Genomic DNA, 22,560 nt, shown 5'->3' with positions numbered 1-22,560 from the left:
AGCAAAAGGCTTATTCTTCTGACATGACAGCGAAAAAATTACTTAACCCGATTCTTGTAGAGCGCCTGACAGAGTTAACGCGCCGCGGGATGACAAAATCTGATATGGCCAGGGTTGCGGGAATAACGCCGCAGTCCGTTAATGGCTGGTTCAAGAAAGGTGCCATGAGCAAGGAGTCAGCGCTCGCTGTAGCGGATGCTGCTGGTGTATCAGTACCATGGCTATTAGGTGAAGAGGTTAGCGAGCAGAATGGATTAAAGCCAGACGAGCAGCGATTGCTTGAGCTATATCGTCAGCTACCAGAGGAGGAGCAGCAGAACATGATGCGGATTTTCTCACTGCGCTTGAAAGAGTTGGACGAGTTGTATGCGAAGTACATGAACCGCCGGATTAAGACAGATCAGTAATATAATCAAAAAATTAAATTCTTGCTCATGAGAAAAAACAACCACCAAACAAATCACCCGCAAGTTAAAAGGCTCAATGAAATTGTTGAGCAGAAAGGCCTTACCAAAGCAGAGATTTCACGAATATGCAACGTAAGTAAACAAGCAGTCAATGCTTGGTTCGCTCGCGGAACAATAGGGAAGCCATCTGCGATTAAGCTTTCTGAGGCTTTAGGCGTGAGCTTAGCTTGGGTACTTGGGCAAGATGTAGCCTTAGAAAGCGATTTATCCGTTACAGATAAACAAATGTTACACCTTTTCCGCCAGTTACCTGATGAGGATCAGCAAGACATCATGCAAGTAATTTCATTGCGCTTAAAAAGGCTCGATGAGATTTATGAAAAATACATGCTCAGACGCAATAAAGACGATAACTCATCCAATCTGTAACCCTCCGCTATCACCAGCAATCAATACCGGCTTATGCCGGTTTTTTATTGAAAACCCGCAACACACACTTCCTCGATGTCCGCATTACCAATATTAAGCCATAAACTTAATTTTTAACTTCGCCTTAGACTTGACATTAATTAAGTCTCAGGCTTAATATAATTCCATAGCAACAACGAACCACCCAGGCAGGACGCCCACGAAGTAGCCGTCCGGGGCATACGAAGACCGGAATGAGGTGGAAAAGTTAACGCGCAGAAGGTTTAAAACGTTCCGCTGGCCGGCGATAAGGCAAACGAGGGTGAGAATGATTGATTTCGCACGTAAACCAGCTCGACAGCAGGCCGTCCCGCTCAACCGGATTGAGGTTTTAATCCGCCGCCTCTGCTACCTGCTGGCGCAGAAAGGAGATCCGGATGCTTAAACAAAAGACATGCGCTTACCACCTGTGTGGAAAGCCGATTGAGCAAGGCAAAGAAGTAAAAAACGAGCTGATGCTGATTCGCGGCGCGCAGCTGACACATGAAGAGCGCGATTACTGCTCTGTACGTTGTGCCTCATACGACCAAATGGCGCACGAAAGTTAACGTAAAAGCCGCGCAAGGCGGCCCATACGTCCGGTGACACCGACCAAAGTTCCACCGGAAAACTACACAAAAAACCAAAGTTCACCCAATGGGCGCTATCTCTGGCCCGGGGATCTTACATCTAAAAAAGAGGATCTCACATGGAATTTTTCTATGTAGTAAAAGCTACGCAGAAATCCGGAAAGCAAGATGCGACGGTCTGGTTCACTGCAAAATCAGAAGCGCGCGCCAACCTTATGCTGGATGTCGTTCTGGAAGATGCTGAAATTGAAACCGGCCGCGGTAAGGATTATGCAAGGCCGATCCGCACCAATTTTCCGGTAGTCAACGAGCTGCCGCCGGAAGGTGAAATAAGTTTTACCTTCACTAATTATTATCGCCTCGGTGAAGATGGCATGACTTGGGAACAAATCCCCGGCGTCACCCTGCCATCATCTGAAGCCGCCGCCGTGGCCCGCCAGCACATCGTTGACGGTGTTGATACCGAAACAGGCGAGGTATTAGAAGACCACTCCGAAAATTTTGAGAACAAAGGCAACAGCCCTACCCCAGCCCCCGAGCTGACTGTTGTCGCAACTATGCCTCTCCGTCACCGCGTTCTTGCTCAGTACATAGGTGCAGGTGAGTATCTTTATCACGTCGACGCCTCCCAGAAAAAAGAAATTCTGCGTCTCGAAATGGACACCGATAATTCATATGTCCAGAACCTGCTGCTTGCCGCCGAGAATGTTGAAGCGTTCAAGAAAGCCATTGAACACGATGTTCATAAGGCAGTTAATGCCATCAAAAAAGTATTCCCTGTCGATGGAAAAACTCCTGAACTGGCGACTGTTATCCAGTTCCTTAAAACATGGTTCGAGACGGAGCATATCGATCGCAGTTTGCTCGTTAAAGAGTGGGCGAAAGGCAACCGTGTATCGGCTATTCAGCGCACTGAAAGCGGCGCCAACGCTGGCGGTGGCAATAAGACTGACCGTAACCCTGATTACGAACACACTCTCGATACTCTGGACGTAGAGATTGCAATGGCCACTTTGCCTATGGACTTTAATATCTATGAGCTACCTGGCAGCGTTTACCGTCGCGCAAAAGAAATCGTAAAGAAAAAGGAAAGTCCGTTCAAAGAATGGTCCGCAGCACTTCGCGCAACGCCCGGTATCCTGGATTATTCCCGCGCCGCTATTTTCGCGCTGATCCGAAGCGCACACCCTGAGTTTTATCACTACCCCGGACGCCTTCAGGGGTATATCAACGCCAACTTAACGGAGACTGATCACGAGACCCCCACCGAGGAAGCTCTCACGGCTGCCCGACACACTCCGGAAAAAGACGCGGTAGAAGAAGCCAACCGACAGCTTGCCGCCGCACGCGGTGAATACGTCGAGGGCATCAGCGACCCGAACGACCCAAAATGGGTGAAAACCGGGACAAGCCAGCCGACCACCGAACCTGAACTGGTTAAAAATGTCGGCAACGGGATTTTCGACGTGTCCGCTTTAATGCAGAACTCATCAACTCATGGCACAGAAACGAATCCGGAGACCACCAGCAATGTGCAGGTTCAAAAAGCTGACAGTGATGAAAAACAGGCTGGTGATGCGGTGCAAGCAGGCGAAGGCGATCTGGATACTGGTAAAGAAGCAGTTACCGTAGAGAACCAGAATCAGGCTGAAACGCACCAGAACAACGATTCTGTGAGCCAATCTGAACCTGAGGCGCAACAAAACGTACCGGAAACGCAACAAGAAGAGCCAGAAGCAGCCTGGCCAGAATACTTCGAGCCGGGCCGCTATGAAGGTGTACCAAACGAGGTTTACCACGCCGCCAACGGGATCAGCTCAACTCAGGTGAAAGATGCTCGCGTGTCGCTGATGTACTTTAACGCGCGTCACGTAGAGAAGACTATCGTCAAAGAGCGCTCTCCAGTACTTGATATGGGCAACCTGGTACATGCTCTGGCTCTACAGCCAGAAAACCTCGAAGCGGAGTTCAGCGTAGAACCGGAGATCCCTGAGGGTGCTTTCACCACCACCGCCACCCTGCGCGAGTTCATCGACGCGCACAACGCCAGCCTGCCAGCACTGCTGAGTGCTGACGATATCAAAGCGCTGCTGGAGGAGTACAACGCCACCCTGCCGTCGCAGATGCCGCTTGGAGCTTCGGTAGATGAAACCTATGCATCGTATGAGCAGCTTCCCGAAGAATTCCAGCGCATTGAAAACGGCACCAAACATACAGCCACGGCGATGAAAGCCTGCATCAAAGAGTACAACGCCACCCTGCCCGCGCCGGTTAAAACCAGCGGCAGCCGTGACGCGCTGCTGGAGCAACTGGCAATAATCAACCCTGACCTGGTCGATCAGGAAGCGCAAAAATCGTCGCCGTTGAAAGTCTCTGGCACGAAGGCCGATCTGATTCAGGCCGTGAAATCAGTCAACCCGGCAGCGGTATTCGCCGACGAATTGCTGGATGCGTGGCGGGAGAACACCGAAGGGAAAATGCTGGTCACCCGCCAACAGCTCAGCACCGCGCTGAACATTCAGAAAGCCCTGCTGGAGCACCCGACCGCCGGCAAATTGCTGACTCACCCAAGCCGTGCTGTCGAGGTTAGCTATTTTGGGATTGATGAGGAAACCGGGTTGGAAGTTCGGGTACGCCCTGACCTTGAGATCGATATGGGCGGCCTGCGCATTGGCGCCGACCTGAAAACTATCAGCATGTGGAACATCAAGCAGGAAGGCCTGCGTGCGAAGTTGCACCGGGAAATCATCGACCGGGACTATCACCTGAGCGCGGCCATGTACTGCGAAACTGCGGCGCTGGACCAGTTTTTCTGGATTTTCGTCAACAAAGACGAGAACTACCACTGGGTCGCCATCATTGAGGCGTCTACCGAGTTGCTGGAACTTGGCATGCTGGAATACCGCAAAACAATGCGAGCGATAGCAAACGGCTTCGACACTGGTGAATGGCCAGCGCCTATCACAGAAGACTACACCGACGAACTGAACGATTTTGATGTGCGCCGCCTTGAAGCGTTGCGCGTACAGGCATAAGGGGAAAATCATGGAAAACACCAATATTATTACCACTGAGCAGCAGGCACCAAACACCATTTCTGCCAGTAACGCAATTTTTAACGTTCAGGCGCTGGGTCAGTTAACAGCTTTCGCTAACCTGATGGCAGACTCACAGGTGACGGTACCGGCACACCTTGCAGGGAAACCAGCCGACTGTATGGCTATCGTCATGCAGGCTATGCAATGGGGTATGAATCCTTACGCTGTGGCGCAGAAAACACACCTGGTTAACGGTGTTCTTGGTTACGAGGCACAACTGGTCAACGCAGTAATCGCAAGCTCCAGTGCCATTCATGGCCGTTTTCATTACCGCTATGGGGGTGACTGGGAGCGCTGCACCAGGACACAGGAAATCACACGCGATAAAAACGGTAAAAGTGGGAAGTACACCGTCACTGAGCGCGTTCGTGGCTGGACGGATGAGGACGAGATCGGCCTGTTCGTTCAGGTTGGTGCCATTCTGCGAGGTGAATCTGAAATCACCTGGGGAGAACCTCTTTACCTCTCCGGCGTTGTTACCCGCAATTCTCCGCTATGGGTTTCAAACCCTAAACAGCAAATTGCCTATCTGGGCGTTAAATATTGGGCTCGCCTGTACTGCCCGGAAGTGATCCTCGGCGTGTACAGCCCTGATGAGGTTGAGCAACGAGAAGAACGCGAGATTAACCCTGCTCCAGTCCAGCGCATGAGCGTACAGGAAATCACCAGCGAGGTTAGCACCAGGACCAGCGCGCAGGAGTCGGCAGCTAACGTTGATGCTGTTGCCGACGATCTTCGCGAACGCATTGATACAGCAAGTTCCGTTGATCAGGCAAAAGCAATCCGTGCGGATATCGAATCACAGAAAGCGTTGCTGGGTACTGCGCTGTTCACCGAATTAAAAAACAAAGCAGTGAAGCGCTATTACCAGGTCGATGCACAGAACAAAGTCGAGGCAGTGATCAACTCAATTCCAAACCCTGGCGAACCGGAAGCCGCAGAGATGTTTGCTAAAGCTGAAAGCACGCTTGGCGCTGCTAAACGTCATCTTGGCGACGAACTGCACGATAAGTACCGCGTCACCCTGGATGATATGAAACCGGAATACATCGGCTAATTGCATCGGGAGGGGTTACGCCCTCCCGCCTGAGGAGGTTTTATGCGCCTTATAAATCGCAGTAAGCAATCGCCATTGGGCCGTCGCGCATGTGATGCTGCACTGGCAGCGCATCATGAGAAGTTCGGCGATTACGGCAGACAAAAGCACGTTACCAATTACACCGTTGTAGTGGATGGCGTAAAGGTTCCTGTCGAAGTAGTTAACCGGGCCACCAGCTACGTAGCCACCGCAATGATCGGCGTCCGGAAACTTAGAAATCTGCCGGCACAGGCAAACTGAATATTAGCGATGGCCCGCTGCGGGCCACTGGAGAAAACGATGAGCAACAAAATCGAGAACCCTGTCGTGATTGGCGGTATGCAGTGTGGGAACATTCGACGCCTAACTGCCAGCACTATTTATTCTACTGCGATGGTCGCTGGTGCTGTCTATGTAGCCAGTCTGTGAGGTGGATATGAACGATATTGCACAGAACAATGTTGGTATGATTGACGAAAAAGAAGCTATGAGAATGATCAAAGTATCTTCACGGATGACCATTTCGAAATATACCAAGCTATATAATTTTCCAAAACCAATCCGAACTCACCCCAAACAATACCTTCAGTCTGAGGTGGTACAGTGGATCTTAAACGGGGGGATCAACCAGAAATCTTCCTGATATGCCAGAATATTTTTTCAGCGTACAGCTCATAGGCGGCTTTCTGTTCAGCAATCCAGTCATGTTTGTTATAAACAGAAAGTACGCCGCCCAGCTCATGCCCTAACATTTTCTCAATAACATGCGGAGCTATACCTTCTTCTGAAAGTCTGGTTGCCAGTGTACGCCGAAAATCATGAGCGGAAAATTCGCCAATACCCAGGGATGATTCTATCCTTCCAAGAAATCTGTTTGCACCAGCAATAGTCATGGACTTTTTCAGATCCGGACCAGGGAAAAGAATATTCCCGTATGTCATTTCTGCTTTTTTAAGCAACTGATCGGCCGCGTCAAAAATTGGTCGTCTGATAATTCTGTTCGTTTTACTTTTTTCGGCGGGTACGGTCCATATCCCCTCCTCACGATCGAATTCCTCCTTAACAGCCAGGCGAAGTTCGCTATTCCTTGCGCCATACAGCATCAGTAGTTGATGGAGCAATCGGTTAGACGTTGACCCTCTGCTACGCTCTATCGCCAGCCAGATTTTAGCAAGCTGATTATAACTGAGTGTCACCTCACCCACGGTTGGTTTTGTCCCCACATCTTTTGGCTGTAACAGCATTAAATCAGCCGTGCTGATAAATTGTCTGCGTGTACACCAGCCAATAGCTGCCCGAAGTTGTACCAGTAACTGACGAGCCCTGCGTGGGTTTAATCGCTCTTCGTCAGTAAATCGTTCAACCCACAGGCGAACAGGAATTTCTTCAATCGGAACACCGGCGAACGCATCACTCATGTGCTTTATGACCGTCGACCTGTAAAGTGCCTTAGTCTTTTCCCTCAAAGCCACGTTAACATAGTTTGCCTCCCAGTAATCCAGGCAGTCTTTTACCGTTGGTTTTTTCTTTGACTTGTTGTTTCCGGCAAGCTCACGAGGATCAATGCCTTTATCGACGGACTCTCTTAAATCTGCGACTATGTTACGGGCGTCACGCAGAGTGAGAGCAGGATAGCGACCAAGTCCCATGCGGTGCTGTTTCCCATCCCAGCGAAAACGGAACTGGAAGCTAATGATTCCCTTTGGAGTAATACGGATACCCAACCCATCAGAATCAGTAATTTCAGATGGGCCGGAATATGGTTTACCATAGACAGAGCGAAGCTTAGTGTCACTGATTGCCATTTTAGTTTTCTGTACTCAATGATTTTATGGTTTATGTACTTATTTTGTACTCAATATCGCATGTACCAACATAAACCACAATATCCAGACATGTACAAATAAAAGCAATCAATATCAAAAACGGCACTAAAAACATTTTATTTCATGGACATACAACATCAGGCGTGTACATCAGGTGACAGTTAAAAACGACAGCATACAGAGCACATTCCTCTTCCACGATTACGAAACCTTCGGTACGCATCCGGCCCTCGACAGACCTGCGCAATTCGCCGCGCTCCGTACGGATAACGACTTCAACGTTATTGGCGAGCCGGAGGTGTTTTATTGCAAACCCGCCGATGATTATCTACCGCAGCCCGGCGCGGTGCTGATTACCGGCATCACGCCACAGGAAGCGCGTGAGAAAGGAGAAAACGAAGCCGCTTTCGCCAGACGCATTCATGCGCTGTTTACCGTTCCTAAAACCTGCGTTGTGGGCTACAACAATGTGCGCTTTGATGATGAAGTCACGCGCAATATTTTTTATCGCAACTTTTACGATCCCTATGCCTGGAGCTGGCAGCATGATAATTCACGTTGGGATCTATTGGATGTCATGCGCGCCTGTTATGCGCTGCGCCCGGAGGGAATTAACTGGCCGGAAAACGACGACGGCCTGCCCAGCTTTCGTCTGGAACATTTAACCCAGGCGAACGGGATCGAACACAGCAACGCGCATGATGCGATGGCGGATGTCTACGCCACTATTGCGATGGCGCAACTGGTGAAAACACGCCAGCCGCGACTGTTTGATTATCTTTATAGCCACCGCAGTAAACATAAACTGGCGGCGCTGATTGACGTTCCGCAGATGAAGCCGCTGGTGCATGTCTCCGGCATGTTTGGCGCGTGGCGCGGTAATACAAGCTGGGTCGCGCCGCTGGCGTGGCATCCTGAAAACCGTAACGCGGTGATCATGGTCGATTTAGCAGGCGATATTTCTCCTCTTCTTGAGCTGGACAGCGACACCCTTCGCGAGCGGCTTTATACGGCCAAAGCCGATCTTGGCGATCACGTCGCAGTGCCGGTAAAGCTGGTGCATATCAATAAATGTCCGGTACTGGCGCAGGCGAATACCTTGCGCCCGGAGGATGCCGACCGGCTGGGAATTAACTGCCAGCACTGCCTGGATAACCTGAAAGTGTTGCGTGAAAACCCGCAGGTCCGCGACAAAGTGGTGGCGATTTTTGCCGAAGCCGAACCTTTTGCCGCCTCGGATAACGTTGATGCCCAGCTCTATGATGGTTTTTTCAGCGATGCCGATCGCGCAGCCATGAAAATCGTACTCGAAACCGAGCCGCGTAACCTGCCCGCGCTGGATATTACCTTTGTCGATAAGCGCATTGAGAAGCTGCTGTTTAATTACCGCGCACGCAATTTTCCCGGTACGCTGGATGACGCAGAGCAGCAGCGCTGGCTGGAGCATCGCCGTCAGGTGCTGACGCCGGAGTTTTTACAACAGTATGCCAATGAATTGCAGATGCTTTCTCAGCAGTATGCGGAAGATAAAACGAAGCTGGGGCTGCTGAAATCACTGTGGCAGTACGCAACCGAGATTGTGTAATTGACCAATGCCTGACGGGCATTGTTAATCCAGAGCGGATAAATAGTGACATCGCCATCCGGCAAACGTGCTGGATGACAGACAAAAAACCGGAGGCACTGCCTCCGGTTTTACTATTGCCGATAATACGCGCGATTACGCGACGTCTTCGTACTGTGGAACCGGGTTGCGGAAGCTTTTAGTTACGCACGCCAGATAAATCAGCCCGATACCCGCCCAGATCAGGCCCAGTACCATTGAGCTCTCTTCCAGGTTAACCCACAACGCACCAACCGTGAGCGCGCCGCACATGGGCAGGAACAGATACTGGAAGTGATCTTTCAACGTTTTATTACGCTTCTCACGGATCCAGAACTGCGAAATCACCGACAGGTTAACAAAGGTAAACGCGACCAGCGCACCAAAGTTAATCAGCGCCGTCGCCATCACCAGGTCAAAATTAATCGCCAGCAGCGCGATCGCCCCGACCAGGATGATGTTCATCGCTGGGGTACGCCATTTCGGATGAACGTAACCGAAGAAGCTTTTCGGGAATACGCCGTCGCGCCCCATTACGTACATCAGGCGCGCTACGCCTGCATGCGCCGCCATACCGGAAGCCAGTACGGTGATAGTAGAGAAGATCAGCGCGCCCACCTGGAAGGTTTTACCCGCCACGTACAGCATGATTTCCGGCTGAGACGCATCCGGATCTTTAAAGCGAGAGATATCCGGGAAGTACAATTGCAGGAAATAGGTTGCAAAGATGAAGATCAGGCCGCCAATCAGCGCGGTCAGAAAAATCGCACGCGGGATCACGCGCTCAGCATCTTTGGTCTCTTCCGACAGGTTACTGATGCCGTCAAAGCCGGTAAAGGAGAAGCACAGGATCGTCGCTCCCGTAATCATCGGGATAACGTGCGCATCGCCGGACCAGAACGGACGGGTGCTCGCCAGCGTACCGGCGCCTTCGCCTTCAAATACGCCATAAACCACCATGCCCAGAATGACCGCAATCAGCACCACCTGTAGCACTACAATCACGGTGTTGAAGTTAGCGACCGATTTGAGGCTGCGCAGGTTAAAGGCCGTCATAAAGGCCACCAGCGCCACGACAAACACCCATGACGGAATGGAGGGCACCAGCGCTTCAAAATAAATTTTCGCCAACAGAATGTTGATCATCGGCGCGAACAGATAATCGAGCAGAGAAGACCAACCCACCATAAAGCCAACGGTCGGGCTGATGGATTTCTGGGCATAGGTGTACGCCGAACCCGCGGAAGGATAGCGACGCACCAGTTTCCCGTAGCTCAACGCCGTAAACAGAATCGCGATTAACGCGAATGCATACGCCGTCGGTACGTGACCGTCAGTGAGGCCTGAAACGATACCAAATGTATCGAACAGCGTCATCGGCTGCATATAGGCAAGACCCATCATTACAACCGGAACTAACGTAAGCGTTTTACGTAATTCCACGCGAGAGGTGTTTGGAGTAACGTTATGCGACATGGTCATTCTCCTTTACGGCGAATGCCGTCGCGTAAGCAAAAAATTGCCCCATTTTCTGGATTCCTCAGCGACAACAACTGTCGATTTTTAAGTAAGTATCTATCCGGTACGAAGCCCGGCCTCTTGGTATTGAATGATGTGTTTGAAGCAAAAAAATAACCGACGCGTATTAAAACGTCGGTTAGTGTCATTTTTTGCAAGCGGCGTATTCTGCCCTAAATTGAAGTGAAATGACAAGAGAATGCGAGCGCGTTCAAAAAATTATTTTTCATAAGCGATTGATTTTTAAACCGGCGATTTTGCATACACCCCAGCAATAGCATTATTTGCTAAAATTTCATCCCGCCACCAGCCGCTGGCCAGCCCGGCGGTCTGTTCATTCCAGCCAACCCACACCGGTTCATAGACGATTTGCGCCACAACTTTCTTCTCTATAAGCGCGCCGCTTTCCAAAAATCGCTGCGCCAGATAACGCGGTAAATAGCCGCATCCCAGGCCGCTAATTTGCAGCTCCAGCTTGGTTTTAAAATCAAACACGGTAATCGCTTCCTGAGCGTCGAGCAGTTCAGACCCTATTGATCGCGAGGAATGGACGCTATCGCCAACCACAATCGCGCGAAAACGTTTGATCGTCTGGCGGCTAAGCGGTTCCTCTTCATGAACCAGCGGATGATGCGGAGCGACAGCAAACACCAGTTCAAGATCGCCCAGTCTTGCAAAGCCAAAGCCGGTGTCAGGCGGCGGCGCGCGCATGGCGCCAACAATAATATCCGCCCTTCCCTGCGTCAGCGTCTCCCATGAACCGCCGAGAACGCCATTGACAAATTTAAGGCGCGTCACGCTGTGGCGTTGATAAAAAGCGTCGATAAGCGGGGCCAGAAGAGAAAAGGGAAAGGTATCATCCACACCGATGACCAGTTCGTTCTCCCAGCCTTCATGCAGTTTAATCGCCTGCTTTTCCAGCTCGCGAACGGTGTGCAGCACTTCACGGCCTTTTTCCAGTAGCATCTTACCGGTTCGTGTAAATCGCGCGCGATGCCCGCTACGGTCGAGCAGTTGGATATTAAGATCGTTTTCCAGCTTATGAACGGTATAACTGAGGGCGGACGGCGTTTTAAATAATTTTGCCGACGCCGCCGCGAAGCTGCCTTCTTTTTCTAACGCATCAAGAATAACCAGAACGTCCAGCAGTGGTTTCATACTCGTCCCCTTGCGCTATATGGCGACCACCTGCTGGACAGCGACTCACTCCATCGGCATCACCAGCGGATCGGGATATTGATATTCAAATCCCAGCTCATTACAAATCCGGCTACCGTCGATAATCTTCCCTTTGCCATTGTCCGGTGCGTCACGAAAATGCGGCGGCGCCATTCCCAGCAAGCGCGTCATTTGCGGATAAAACACGTTGCGGGCTGGATGCGCCGGCGCACATATATTATAGATGTGCCCTCCTTTCGGCGTCTGTAGCAAAAGGGTAATTGCGCCAACCACGTCTTCAAGATGCACCAGATTGACCCCGTGTTGACCATCCGGCGCGGTTTTTCCGGCAAAGAAACGTCCGGGATGGCGCCCAGGTCCGACCAACCCCGCCAGCCGCAGAATATCCACTGACGTGCCCGGCAGATTATGCAGCCAATCTTCCAGTTCCTTCAGGGTACGCCCGCTGGCCGTGACCGGATTACGCGGCGTATTCTCTTTCACCACGCCTTGCGCATCGCCGTAAACAGACGTCGAACTGGTAAAAATAATACGCGGGATACGATAAGCCAGCGCGCTATCGACCAGCTCCTGCATCGCCTGCAGATAAAAATCCTCTCCCGGACCGCTACGGCGCGCGGGCAGTGTTATCACCAGCGCATCGACATCCAGCAGAGCGTCAAGATCGTCCGCCTCACAGACCAGCTCCGGCTCCAGACGCAGCGGATAGCTTTCAATTCCACTCATACGGGCCGCTTCCACCCCGTCAAGGGTGGTTTTGCTGCCGGTAACCTGCCAGCCTCTCGCTGCCAGCGACATTGCCAGCGGCATGCCTAACCAACCTAAACCGACAATTGCGACCTTTTTCATCCATTTTCTCCTGACTTTAACGCCTTATACATAAGGCTACGCCAGCCCGCAGTGACTGACAATTCATACTATAAATGCGAAATGAAAAAAGCGCTTGCTTTAAGGCGTAAAAGTGGTTTAGGTTAAAAGGTATCAAATGAATAAGCATTCATCGGAATTTTTATGACACGCGTTCAATTTAAACACCACCATCATCACCATCATCCTGACTAGTCTTTCAGGCGATGTGTGCTGGAAGACATTCAGATCTTCCAGTGGTGCATGAACGCATGAGAAAGCCCCCGGAAGATCATCTTCCGGGGGCTTTTTTTTGGCGCGCGATACAGACCGGTTCAGACAGGATAAAGAGGAACGCAGAATGTTAGACAACACCCGCTTACGCATAGCTATTCAGAAATCAGGCCGTTTAAGCGATGATTCACGAGAATTGCTGGCCCGCTGCGGCATAAAAATTAATTTACACACTCAGCGCCTGATTGCGATGGCGGAAAACATGCCGATTGATATCCTGCGCGTGCGTGATGATGACATTCCGGGTCTGGTGATGGATGGCGTGGTCGATCTCGGTATTATCGGCGAAAACGTGCTGGAAGAAGAGCTACTCAACCGCCGCGCACAGGGCGAAGATCCACGCTATTTAACCCTGCGCCGTCTTGACTTCGGCGGCTGCCGTTTATCGCTGGCAACACCGGTTGACGAAGCCTGGGACGGCCCGGCCGCGCTGGACGGTAAACGTATCGCTACCTCATATCCGCACCTCCTCAAACGCTACCTCGACCAGAAAGGCGTCTCTTTTAAATCGTGTCTGTTAAATGGTTCTGTCGAAGTCGCGCCGCGCGCGGGGCTGGCCGACGCTATCTGCGATTTGGTCTCTACCGGCGCGACGCTTGAAGCTAACGGCCTGCGTGAAGTCGAAGTTATCTACCGCTCTAAAGCCTGTCTGATTCAGCGCGACGGTGAGATGGCACAGAGCAAGCAAGAGCTGATCGATAAATTGCTGACCCGTATTCAGGGCGTGATTCAGGCGCGCGAATCGAAATACATCATGATGCACGCGCCAAGTGAACGCCTGGAAGAGGTTATCGCCCTGCTGCCAGGCGCCGAAAGGCCGACAATTCTGCCGCTGGCAGGCGAGCAACAGCGCGTGGCGATGCACATGGTCAGCAGCGAAACGTTGTTCTGGGAAACCATGGAGAAACTGAAAGCGCTTGGCGCCAGCTCGATTCTGGTACTGCCGATCGAGAAGATGATGGAGTGATCTGACGCCTGATGGCGCTGCGCTTATCAGGCCTACGTAATGCGTTGATATTTTGGGTTCTGTAGGCCGGATAAGGCGGAACCCTGTGATGGAGTAAAGACCATGAGCTTCAATACCCTGATTGACTGGAACAGCTGTAGCCCTGAACAGCAGCGTGCGCTGCTGACGCGTCCGGCGATTTCCGCCTCTGACAGTATTACCCGGACGGTCAGCGATATTCTGGATAATGTAAAAACGCGCGGTGACGATGCCCTGCGTGAATACAGCGCTAAATTTGATAAAACAGAAGTGACAGCGCTACGCGTCACCCCTGAAGAGATCGCCGCCGCCGGCGCGCGTCTGAGCGACGAATTAAAACAGGCGATGGCCGCTGCCGTCAAAAATATTGAAACGTTCCATTCCGCGCAGACGCTACCGCCTGTAGATGTGGAAACCCAGCCAGGCGTACGTTGTCAGCAGGTTACGCGTCCCGTCGCGTCTGTCGGTCTGTATATTCCCGGCGGCTCGGCTCCGCTCTTCTCAACGGTGCTGATGCTGGCGACGCCGGCGCGTATTGCGGGATGTCAGAACGTGGTTCTGTGCTCGCCGCCGCCCATCGCTGATGAAATCCTCTATGCGGCACAACTGTGTGGCGTGCAGGAAATCTTTAACGTCGGCGGCGCGCAGGCGATTGCCGCTCTGGCCTTCGGCAGCGAGTCCGTACCGAAAGTGGATAAAATTTTTGGCCCCGGCAACGCCTTTGTAACCGAAGCCAAGCGTCAGGTCAGCCAGCGTCTCGACGGCGCGGCTATCGATATGCCAGCCGGGCCGTCTGAAGTACTGGTGATCGCAGACAGCGGCGCAACACCGGATTTCGTCGCTTCTGACCTGCTCTCCCAGGCTGAGCACGGTCCGGATTCCCAGGTGATCCTGCTGACGCCTGATGCTGACATTGCCCGCAAGGTGGCGGAGGCGGTAGAACGTCAACTGGCAGAACTGCCGCGCGCGGACACCGCTCGGCAGGCCCTGAGCGCCAGTCGTCTGATTGTGACCAAAGATTTAGCGCAGTGCGTCGCCATCTCTAATCAGTATGGGCCGGAACACTTAATCATCCAGACGCGCAATGCGCGCGATTTGGTGGATGCGATTACCAGCGCAGGCTCGGTATTTCTCGGCGACTGGTCGCCGGAATCCGCCGGTGATTACGCTTCCGGAACCAACCATGTCTTACCGACCTATGGCTATACTGCTACCTGTTCCAGCCTTGGGTTAGCGGATTTCCAGAAACGGATGACCGTTCAGGAACTGTCGAAAGCGGGCTTTTCCGCTCTGGCATCAACCATTGAAACATTGGCGGCGGCAGAACGTCTGACCGCCCATAAAAATGCCGTGACCCTACGCGTAAACGCCCTCAAGGAGCAAGCATGAGCACTGAAAACACTCTCAGCGTCGCTGACTTAGCCCGTGAAAATGTCCGCAACCTGGTACCGTATCAGTCCGCCCGCCGTCTGGGCGGTAACGGCGATGTCTGGCTGAACGCGAATGAATTCCCGACAGCGGTGGAGTTTCAGCTCACCCAACAAACGCTTAACCGCTACCCGGAATGCCAGCCAAAGGCCGTGATTGAAAACTACGCGCAATATGCTGGCGTAAAGCCGGAGCAGGTGCTGGTCAGCCGCGGCGCGGATGAAGGGATCGAGCTGGTGATCCGCGCCTTCTGTGAACCGGGGAAAGACGCCATTCTCTACTGTCCGCCCACTTACGGTATGTACAGCGTCAGCGCCGAAACCATTGGCGTAGAGCGCCGGACGGTTCCCGCGCTTGAAAACTGGCAGCTGGATCTACAGGGGATTTCCGACAACCTTGACGGCACAAAAGTGGTGTTCGTTTGTAGCCCCAATAACCCCACCGGGCAACTTATCAACCCGCAGGATCTGCGCACGCTGCTGGAGTTGACACGCGGTAAAGCGATAGTCGTCGCCGACGAAGCTTATATTGAGTTTTGCCCGCAGGCCACGCTGACAGGCTGGCTGGTTGAATATCCTCATCTGGTTATCCTGCGCACATTGTCGAAAGCTTTTGCGCTGGCGGGTCTGCGCTGCGGCTTTACGCTGGCTAATGAAGAGGTGATCAACCTGCTGTTAAAAGTGATCGCCCCTTATCCGCTTTCTACGCCAGTGGCGGATATCGCCGCCCAGGCGCTGAGTCCGCAGGGAATAAACGCAATGCGCGATCGCGTGGCGCAGACAGTGCAGGAACGTCAGTATCTGGTGAATGCCCTGCAACAGACCGCCTGCGTAGAACACGTCTTTGACTCTGAAACCAACTATATTCTGGCGCGGTTTACCGCCTCCAGCAGCGTGTTTAAATCCTTATGGGATCAGGGCATTATCTTACGCGATCAGAATAAACAACCTTCTTTAAGCGGCTGCCTGCGGATTACGGTCGGCACCCGCCAGGAAAACCAGCGCGTCATTGACGCCTTACGTGCGGAGCCAGTATGAGTCAGAAGTATCTTTTCATTGACCGGGACGGAACCTTAATTTCCGAACCGCCGAGCGATTTTCAGGTAGACCGCTTTGATAAACTGGCCTTTGAGCCAGAAGTGATACCCGTATTGCTGAAGCTGCAAAAAGCCGGTTTTAAGCTGGTGATGATCACTAACCAGGATGGGCTTGGCACGCAAAGCTTCCCGCAGACGGACTTCGACGGACCGCACAACCTGATGATGCAGATTTTCACCTCTCAGGGCGTATGCTTTGATGAGGTGCTGATCTGCCCTCACCTGCCCGCAGACGACTGCGACTGCCGCAAGCCCAAAGTGAAGCTGGTGGAGCGTTATCTTGCGGAACAAGCGATGGATAGCGCCAACAGCTATGTGATTGGCGATCGTGCAACCGATATCCAGCTCGCTGATAACATGGGCATTACTGGTTTACGCTATCACCGTGAAACGCTGAACTGGACGATGATTGGCGAACAGCTAACGAAACGCGATCGCTATGCGCATGTGGTCCGCAACACCAAAGAGACACAGATTGATGTCAGCGTCTGGCTGGATCGCGAAGGCAACAGCAAGATTAATACCGGCGTCGGCTTCTTTGACCATATGCTCGATCAAATCGCCACCCACGGCGGCTTTCGTATGGAGATTACCGTTAAGGGCGATCTCTATATCGACGATCACCACACGGTAGAAGATACCGGACTGGCGCTCGGTGAGGCATTAAAACTGGCACTCGGCGACAAACGCGGTATCTGCCGTTTTGGCTTTGTACTGCCGATGGATGAATGTCTGGCGCGCTGCGCGCTGGATATTTCCGGTCGTCCGCATCTGGAATATAAAGCTGAATTTACCTACCAGCGTGTGGGCGATTTGAGCACAGAGATGATTGAACACTTTTTCCGCTCACTCTCTTACACGATGGGCGTCACTCTGCATCTCAAGACTAAGGGTAAGAACGATCACCACCGTGTCGAAAGTTTGTTTAAAGCCTTTGGTCGTACGCTACGCCAGGCTATTCGCGTGGAGGGCGATACATTACCGTCCTCGAAAGGAGTGCTGTGATGAACGTCGTCATCCTTGACACCGGCTGCGCCAATTTAAGCTCGGTAAAATCCGCCGTGGCGCGCCACGGTTACACCCCGGTGGTCAGCCGCGAAGCGGAAATCATATTACGCGCTGACAAACTCTTTCTGCCTGGCGTCGGCACGGCGCAGGCCGCTATGGATCAACTGCGCGAACGTGAACTGATCGACTTAATTAAAGCGTGTACTCAGCCGGTACTGGGTATCTGCTTAGGGATGCAACTGCTGGGTCGTCGCAGCGAAGAGACGCGCGGCGTGGATCTGCTGAACATTATCGAGCAAGACGTGCCGAAAATGACCGACTTTGGTCTGCCGCTGCCGCACATGGGCTGGAATCGCGTGTATCCGCAGGCGGGCAACCGGCTGTTTCAGGGCATTGAAGATGGCGCCTATTTTTACTTTGTTCACAGCTACGCGATGCCGGTCAACCCGTGGACTATCGCCCAGTGCAATTACGGCGAGCCGTTTACCGCGGCGGTACAGAAAGATAATTTCTTCGGCGTACAGTTCCATCCGGAACGTTCGGGCGCGGCGGGCGCACAGTTGCTGAAAAACTTCCTGGAGATGTAATGATTATTCCGGCATTAGATTTAATTGACGGCACCGTGGTGCGTCTCCACCAGGGCGACTACGCCCGGCAGCGGGATTACGGTAACGATCCCCTGCCCCGTTTACAGGATTACGCCGCCCAGGGCGCCGGGGTGCTGCATCTGGTAGATCTGACCGGCGCTAAAGATCCGGCTAAGCGACAGATACCGCTGATTAAAACCCTGGTCGCGGGCGTGAACGTGCCTGTTCAGGTCGGCGGCGGCGTGCGTACCGAAGAAGACGTTGCGGCATTACTGAAAGCTGGCGTTGCCCGTGTGGTCATCGGTTCAACGGCGGTGAAATCCCCTGACGTGGTGAAAGGCTGGTTTGAACGTTTTGGCGCGCAGGCGCTGGTGCTGGCGCTGGACGTTCGCATAGACGAACACGGCACCAAGCAGGTGGCGGTTAGCGGCTGGCAGGAAAATTCCGGCGTCTCGCTGGAACAACTGGTGGAGACCTATCTCCCCGTCGGCCTGAAACATGTACTGTGTACCGATATTTCTCGCGACGGCACGCTGGCGGGCTCTAACGTGTCGCTGTACGAAGAAGTATGCGCCAGATATCCGCAGATCGCCTTTCAATCCTCCGGCGGTATTGGCGATATCGATGATATTGCCGCCCTGCGCGGCACCGGCGTGCGCGGCGTGATTGTCGGACGCGCTCTGTTAGAAGGGAAATTTACCGTTAAGGAGGCCATCCAATGCTGGCAAAACGTATAATTCCGTGTCTGGATGTTCGTGATGGTCAGGTGGTGAAAGGCGTACAGTTTCGCAACCATGAGATCATTGGCGATATCGTTCCGCTGGCCAAACGCTATGCCGACGAAGGCGCGGACGAACTGGTGTTCTATGACATTACCGCCTCCAGCGATGGTCGCGTAGTCGATAAAAGCTGGGTGGCGCGCGTTGCCGAGGTGATCGACATTCCGTTTTGTGTAGCGGGCGGTATCCGGTCAATTGACGACGCCGCCAAAATTCTTTCTTTCGGGGCGGATAAGATCTCTATCAACTCCCCGGCGCTGGCTGACCCAACGCTGATTACCCGTCTGGCTGACCGTTTTGGCGTACAGTGCATTGTCGTCGGGATTGATACCTGGTTTGACGACGCCACGGGGAAATATCATGTTAACCAGTATACCGGCGATGAAAACCGTACCCGCGTGACGCAGTGGGAGACGCTGGACTGGGTGCAAGAGGTACAACAGCGCGGCGCGGGGGAAATCGTCCTGAATATGATGAACCAGGACGGCGTGCGTAACGGTTACGATCTGACGCAGTTGAAAAAAGTCCGTGACGTTTGCCGCGTGCCGCTGATCGCCTCCGGCGGCGCGGGCACGATGGAACACTTTCTTGAGGCATTCCGTGATGCCGATGTCGACGGCGCGCTTGCCGCCTCCGTTTTTCACAAGCAAATCATCAATATTGGCGAATTAAAAGCGTACCTGGCAGGCCAGGGCGTGGAGATCAGGATATGTTAACAGAGCAACAACGCCGCGAGCTGGACTGGGAAAAAACCGATGGCCTGATGCCAGCCATCGTGCAACATGCGGTATCCGGCGAAGTATTGATGCTGGGCTATATGAACCCACAAGCGCTGGACAAAACCATTGAATCCGGCCATGTCACGTTCTTCTCACGCACGAAACAGCGTTTATGGACCAAAGGCGAAACCTCAGGCCATGTGCTGAATGTCGTCAGCATTGCGCCAGATTGCGACAACGATACACTACTGGTGCTGGCAAACCCTGCCGGGCCGACCTGCCACAAAGGTACCAGCAGCTGCTTTGGCGACGCCAGCCATCAGTGGTTATTCCTGTATCAACTGGAGCAGCTACTGGCAGAGCGCAAAACCGCCGATCCGACCAGCTCTTACACGGCGAAACTGTACGCCAGCGGTACCAAACGTATTGCGCAAAAAGTTGGCGAAGAAGGTGTGGAAACCGCGCTGGCGGCCACCGTCAATGATCGTTTTGAATTAACCAATGAAGCGTCTGATTTGATGTACCACCTGCTGGTGCTGTTGCAGGATCAGGATCTCAACCTCACCACCGTGATCGACAATCTTCGTAAGCGTCATCAATAAGCGTAAAAAAACCGGGCAATGCCCGGTTTTTTAATGAGAAATTTTACCTGTCGTAGCCGACCACCATCCGGCAAAGAAGCTTACAAGGCTTTTGGCTTATAGCTACGTAGCGCATTGCGTCCCAGCACAATCCCGGCACCGATCATCCCACCCAGCAATACAGCCAGCACGAGGGTAATGGCTGTTTTCGGGCTATCGCGACGGACCGGCAGCGTCGGCTTCATCACATAACGATAGACGTGCACCGTATCGGCAGTCACTTTCAGATTTTTAATGTCCAGCAGTGTCTGCTTCGTCTGGTAATAGGCCGGAGAAAAGACCAGTGGACGCGTCGCTTCGTTCTGTATCATCGATTTTAGCGCATCGCTCCCCAACAGGAACATCGTGTCCTGGGTAACATCCTGGGTTTGCTGAATCTGCGGCTGCGTGATTTTGGCCTCATCCGCATAGCGCAACGCTTCTTCGATTTGCTTAATACGCAGATCTTTTTGCTCCTGCGCCACAACTTCCTGCGTCTCAAGGGACTCCTGCAACGTTTTGGTTTGCAGCGTGATGTTATCTTTCAGGTCAACTTCCAGTTCCTTAGCGACCTCTTCATCCACCTGTTGGATATATTCCGCCAGCCGACGCTGCGCCCCTTCAGCGGTAGTACTCACATAAGAAACCGAGAGTGGCAGCGCCTGCCCCTTTACCGACTGTTCAATGGTGAGCTTTTCCCGCTCTTTCTGATTATCCAGCGCTTCCGATAATGCGGAAAACGCAGAACTAAAGCGGCTTATAAAATTCGCCTGCACTTCAGAGATTTTGGGGGCATTCCCGCCATACAAGACGTTGAGCGCGTTGGTATAGGTGGCAACCTGCGCGGCATCAGGTTGGGTAATAATCGCCGTGGATGTCCATTTTTCTTTGGCTATCATCAGGTAGCCTACGGCCAGCAAAATGGCGATAATAACGGCTACAATAATGGTCATCTTCCCACGCCATAACTGTAGCAATAACTCAATCAAATCAATCTGTTCCGGATCGTTCCCACGCCCGGAAGACGTATTACTATCCACTGTCATAGATACCCTAACTAAAAAAAGGATGAAGCTGGAGACAGTGTAGTCATAAAGCAAATATATGCCATAGGATTAATGATAAAAATCAGACATTATTTCCATATGGTCAATAAATCATCGGGACTCATCAGCCCCGATTGCCTTATTAATCACTACCGAAAAGATCGCGGGTATACACTTTTTCAGCAACATCCAAAAGCTCTGCCGCCATCCTGTTGGAAATAATGACATCCGCCTGCTGTTTAAAGCAGTGCAAATCACGTTCAAGACGTGAGTTAAAGAAAGTATCTTCTTCCATTACCGGCTCATAGATGATGACCTCTACGCCTTTCGCTTTAATGCGCTTCATAATCCCCTGAATCGATGAGGCGCGGAAGTTATCGGAGCCACTCTTCATAATCAGGCGATAAATGCCCACCACTTTAGGCTTTCTGGCGAGGATAGCGTCGGCAATAAAATCTTTACGCGTACGGTTTGCTTCAACGATAGCGGAGATAATATTATTAGGCACCGATTGATAATTGGCCAGCAACTGTTTGGTATCTTTTGGCAAACAATATCCGCCATAACCAAAAGAGGGATTATTATAATGATTGCCAATACGCGGGTCGAGGCACACCCCTTCAATAATTTGTCGGGTATTTAATCCTAACGTTTCAGCATAGCTGTCTAATTCATTAAAATAAGCGACTCGCATAGCGAGATAAGTATTGGCGAAAAGTTTAATAGCTTCCGCCTCAGTGGAGTCCGTAAACAGCGTTGGAATCTCCTGTTTAATAGCGCCTTCCTGGAGTAATGCGGCAAATTCTCTGGCGCGCTCAGACTGTTCCCCAATCACGATACGGGAGGGATAAAGGTTATCGTAAAGGGCTTTACCTTCACGTAAAAACTCCGGAGAGAAAATGATATTTTCTGTCGCAAACTTCTGACGCATTGCCGCCGTGAAGCCAACCGGCACCGTAGACTTAATAATCATCACGGCTGCGGGGTTGATGCTGATCACATCCTGAATGACCGATTCCACACTGGACGTATTAAAATAGTTAGTTTTGGGATCGTAATCCGTAGGCGTAGCAATGATGACGTAATCTGCATTCTGGTACGCATCAAACTTATCCAGCGTTGCCCTGAATCTGATGTTATCTTCCTTTAAAAATTGCTGAATTTCTTTATCAACAATCGGAGATATCCGATCATTTAACAGTTCAACACGGGAAGGAACAATGTCTAACGCCACCACATCATGATGTTGTGCAATAAGCAAACCATTAGACAAGCCAACATAACCCGTCCCGGATATCGTGATTTTCATTATTCGCTCTCAGAATTAACTTAATTATGAATCATGATGTATTTCGCATCCTGATAAGATATTAAAGTTTTAACGCCTGAGTATATAAAGTGCAACG

General features: G+C 52.0%; 24 protein-coding genes, 1 pseudogene and 1 other annotated feature. Of the genes and pseudogenes, 18 read left to right on the top strand and 7 right to left on the bottom strand.

What is annotated here, in order from left to right; genetic code table 11:
* The first annotated feature begins 23 nt into the window (after nucleotides 1-23).
* The 8 genes and pseudogenes from ACLJNW_RS00970 to ACLJNW_RS00935 all read left to right on the top strand — a co-directional run bounded on the left by ACLJNW_RS00970 (nucleotide 24) and on the right by ACLJNW_RS00935 (nucleotide 6,263).
* Nucleotides 24-407 (top strand): helix-turn-helix domain-containing protein, encoded by a 384-nt coding sequence (locus ACLJNW_RS00970; protein ID WP_000125524.1) that lies wholly within the window; start codon nucleotides 24-26, stop codon nucleotides 405-407.
* Between the two features lie 27 nt (nucleotides 408-434).
* Nucleotides 435-836, top strand: a complete 402-nt coding sequence (locus ACLJNW_RS00965; protein WP_024154567.1) for a helix-turn-helix domain-containing protein — start codon at nucleotides 435-437, stop codon at nucleotides 834-836.
* A gap of 259 nt (nucleotides 837-1,095) precedes the next feature.
* A pseudogene (locus ACLJNW_RS00960) lies at nucleotides 1,096-1,260 on the top strand (hypothetical protein); the annotation flags it as partial.
* On the top strand, nucleotides 1,253-1,423 hold the full coding sequence (locus tag ACLJNW_RS00955; protein ID WP_000917690.1) for a YdaE family protein: 171 nt from the start codon (nucleotides 1,253-1,255) through the stop codon (nucleotides 1,421-1,423). The pseudogene ACLJNW_RS00960 and the gene ACLJNW_RS00955, both read left to right, overlap by 8 nt.
* 140 nt (nucleotides 1,424-1,563) lie before the next feature.
* Nucleotides 1,564-4,479, top strand: a complete 2,916-nt coding sequence (locus ACLJNW_RS00950; RefSeq protein ID WP_024154566.1) for a RecE family exodeoxyribonuclease — start codon at nucleotides 1,564-1,566, stop codon at nucleotides 4,477-4,479.
* On the top strand, nucleotides 4,442-5,599 hold the full coding sequence (locus ACLJNW_RS00945) for a RecT family recombinase (protein WP_077910356.1): 1,158 nt from the start codon (nucleotides 4,442-4,444) through the stop codon (nucleotides 5,597-5,599). The genes ACLJNW_RS00950 and ACLJNW_RS00945 overlap by 38 nt, the downstream gene beginning before the upstream one ends.
* Before the next feature lie 42 nt (nucleotides 5,600-5,641).
* Nucleotides 5,642-5,881, top strand: coding sequence for a DUF4060 family protein (locus ACLJNW_RS00940; RefSeq protein WP_024154564.1), 240 nt, complete (start codon nucleotides 5,642-5,644; stop codon nucleotides 5,879-5,881).
* 175 nt (nucleotides 5,882-6,056) lie between these two features.
* Nucleotides 6,057-6,263, top strand: coding sequence for a helix-turn-helix transcriptional regulator (locus ACLJNW_RS00935; protein ID WP_000997833.1), 207 nt, complete (start codon nucleotides 6,057-6,059; stop codon nucleotides 6,261-6,263).
* On the opposite strand, the gene ACLJNW_RS00930 is transcribed toward ACLJNW_RS00935, so the two are convergent.
* Complete coding sequence (locus tag ACLJNW_RS00930) at nucleotides 6,244-7,425, bottom strand: tyrosine-type recombinase/integrase (protein WP_001007943.1); 1,182 nt, start codon at nucleotides 7,423-7,425, stop codon at nucleotides 6,244-6,246. The genes ACLJNW_RS00935 and ACLJNW_RS00930 overlap by 20 nt on opposite strands.
* A gap of 175 nt (nucleotides 7,426-7,600) precedes the next feature.
* Between ACLJNW_RS00930 and sbcB the strand changes: the two genes are divergently transcribed.
* On the top strand, nucleotides 7,601-9,031 hold the full coding sequence (gene sbcB, locus ACLJNW_RS00925) for an exodeoxyribonuclease I (RefSeq protein ID WP_024154563.1): 1,431 nt from the start codon (nucleotides 7,601-7,603) through the stop codon (nucleotides 9,029-9,031).
* Between the two features lie 135 nt (nucleotides 9,032-9,166).
* Here the strand turns inward: sbcB and plaP are convergent, their stop codons facing one another.
* The 4 genes from plaP to ACLJNW_RS00905 all read right to left on the bottom strand — a co-directional run bounded on the left by plaP (nucleotide 9,167) and on the right by ACLJNW_RS00905 (nucleotide 12,595).
* The gene (gene plaP, locus ACLJNW_RS00920) at nucleotides 9,167-10,525 is read right to left on the bottom strand and encodes a putrescine/proton symporter PlaP (RefSeq protein WP_001519005.1); all 1,359 of its coding nucleotides are present in this window, start codon (nucleotides 10,523-10,525) and stop codon (nucleotides 9,167-9,169) included.
* Nucleotides 10,515-10,577, bottom strand: a complete 63-nt coding sequence (gene yoeI, locus ACLJNW_RS00915; protein WP_096335044.1) for a membrane protein YoeI — start codon at nucleotides 10,575-10,577, stop codon at nucleotides 10,515-10,517. The genes plaP and yoeI overlap by 11 nt, the downstream gene beginning before the upstream one ends.
* Before the next feature lie 233 nt (nucleotides 10,578-10,810).
* On the bottom strand, nucleotides 10,811-11,725 hold the full coding sequence (locus tag ACLJNW_RS00910) for a LysR family transcriptional regulator (RefSeq protein WP_000803384.1): 915 nt from the start codon (nucleotides 11,723-11,725) through the stop codon (nucleotides 10,811-10,813).
* Nucleotides 11,726-11,770: 45 nt separating this feature from the next.
* Nucleotides 11,771-12,595 (bottom strand): SDR family oxidoreductase, encoded by an 825-nt coding sequence (locus tag ACLJNW_RS00905; protein ID WP_000754715.1) that lies wholly within the window; start codon nucleotides 12,593-12,595, stop codon nucleotides 11,771-11,773.
* Between the two features lie 162 nt (nucleotides 12,596-12,757).
* Between ACLJNW_RS00905 and hisL the strand changes: the two genes are divergently transcribed.
* From hisL to hisIE, 9 genes are all read left to right on the top strand, one after another.
* Nucleotides 12,758-12,808: a his operon leader peptide gene (gene hisL, locus ACLJNW_RS00900; RefSeq protein ID WP_001364200.1), complete on the top strand. Its 51-nt coding sequence runs from the start codon at nucleotides 12,758-12,760 to the stop codon at nucleotides 12,806-12,808.
* Nucleotides 12,784-12,907: a sequence feature (His leader region), on the top strand. It overlaps the preceding gene by 25 nt.
* A gap of 46 nt (nucleotides 12,908-12,953) precedes the next feature.
* Nucleotides 12,954-13,853, top strand: a complete 900-nt coding sequence (hisG, locus tag ACLJNW_RS00895; protein ID WP_000886603.1) for an ATP phosphoribosyltransferase — start codon at nucleotides 12,954-12,956, stop codon at nucleotides 13,851-13,853.
* A gap of 102 nt (nucleotides 13,854-13,955) precedes the next feature.
* A complete protein-coding gene (gene hisD, locus ACLJNW_RS00890) occupies nucleotides 13,956-15,260 on the top strand; it encodes a histidinol dehydrogenase (protein WP_000009622.1) in 1,305 nt (434 codons plus the stop codon).
* Nucleotides 15,257-16,336, top strand: a complete 1,080-nt coding sequence (gene hisC, locus ACLJNW_RS00885; RefSeq protein WP_000102715.1) for a histidinol-phosphate transaminase — start codon at nucleotides 15,257-15,259, stop codon at nucleotides 16,334-16,336. Before hisD ends, hisC begins: the two co-directional genes overlap by 4 nt.
* Nucleotides 16,333-17,400, top strand: coding sequence for a bifunctional histidinol-phosphatase/imidazoleglycerol-phosphate dehydratase HisB (gene hisB / locus ACLJNW_RS00880; RefSeq protein ID WP_020898967.1), 1,068 nt, complete (start codon nucleotides 16,333-16,335; stop codon nucleotides 17,398-17,400). The genes hisC and hisB overlap by 4 nt, the downstream gene beginning before the upstream one ends.
* On the top strand, nucleotides 17,400-17,990 hold the full coding sequence (gene hisH / locus ACLJNW_RS00875) for an imidazole glycerol phosphate synthase subunit HisH (RefSeq protein WP_024154562.1): 591 nt from the start codon (nucleotides 17,400-17,402) through the stop codon (nucleotides 17,988-17,990). Before hisB ends, hisH begins: the two co-directional genes overlap by 1 nt.
* On the top strand, nucleotides 17,990-18,727 hold the full coding sequence (hisA, locus tag ACLJNW_RS00870; RefSeq protein WP_000586409.1) for a 1-(5-phosphoribosyl)-5-[(5-phosphoribosylamino)methylideneamino]imidazole-4-carboxamide isomerase: 738 nt from the start codon (nucleotides 17,990-17,992) through the stop codon (nucleotides 18,725-18,727). The genes hisH and hisA overlap by 1 nt, the downstream gene beginning before the upstream one ends.
* Nucleotides 18,709-19,485 carry an imidazole glycerol phosphate synthase subunit HisF gene (gene hisF / locus ACLJNW_RS00865; RefSeq protein ID WP_000880125.1) on the top strand — a complete coding sequence of 259 codons (777 nt, stop codon included), beginning with the start codon at nucleotides 18,709-18,711 and terminating at the stop codon, nucleotides 19,483-19,485. The genes hisA and hisF overlap by 19 nt, the downstream gene beginning before the upstream one ends.
* On the top strand, nucleotides 19,479-20,090 hold the full coding sequence (gene hisIE / locus ACLJNW_RS00860) for a bifunctional phosphoribosyl-AMP cyclohydrolase/phosphoribosyl-ATP diphosphatase HisIE (RefSeq protein WP_023204341.1): 612 nt from the start codon (nucleotides 19,479-19,481) through the stop codon (nucleotides 20,088-20,090). The genes hisF and hisIE overlap by 7 nt, the downstream gene beginning before the upstream one ends.
* Before the next feature lie 80 nt (nucleotides 20,091-20,170).
* Here hisIE and wzzB read toward each other — a convergent pair whose 3' ends face one another.
* Together wzzB and ugd are read right to left on the bottom strand one after the other, a co-directional pair.
* Nucleotides 20,171-21,154, bottom strand: a complete 984-nt coding sequence (wzzB, locus tag ACLJNW_RS00855; RefSeq protein WP_023195129.1) for an LPS O-antigen chain length determinant protein WzzB — start codon at nucleotides 21,152-21,154, stop codon at nucleotides 20,171-20,173.
* A 142-nt stretch (nucleotides 21,155-21,296) separates the two neighbouring features.
* Nucleotides 21,297-22,463 (bottom strand): UDP-glucose 6-dehydrogenase, encoded by a 1,167-nt coding sequence (gene ugd, locus ACLJNW_RS00850; RefSeq protein ID WP_000704825.1) that lies wholly within the window; start codon nucleotides 22,461-22,463, stop codon nucleotides 21,297-21,299.
* Nucleotides 22,464-22,560: the final 97 nt, after the last annotated feature.

This window comes from Salmonella sp. SAL4457 (assembly GCF_046548235.1).
Taxonomy (GTDB): Bacteria; Pseudomonadota; Gammaproteobacteria; order Enterobacterales; family Enterobacteriaceae; genus Salmonella; species Salmonella enterica.
This window is presented reverse-complemented; position numbering and strand designations above follow the sequence as displayed.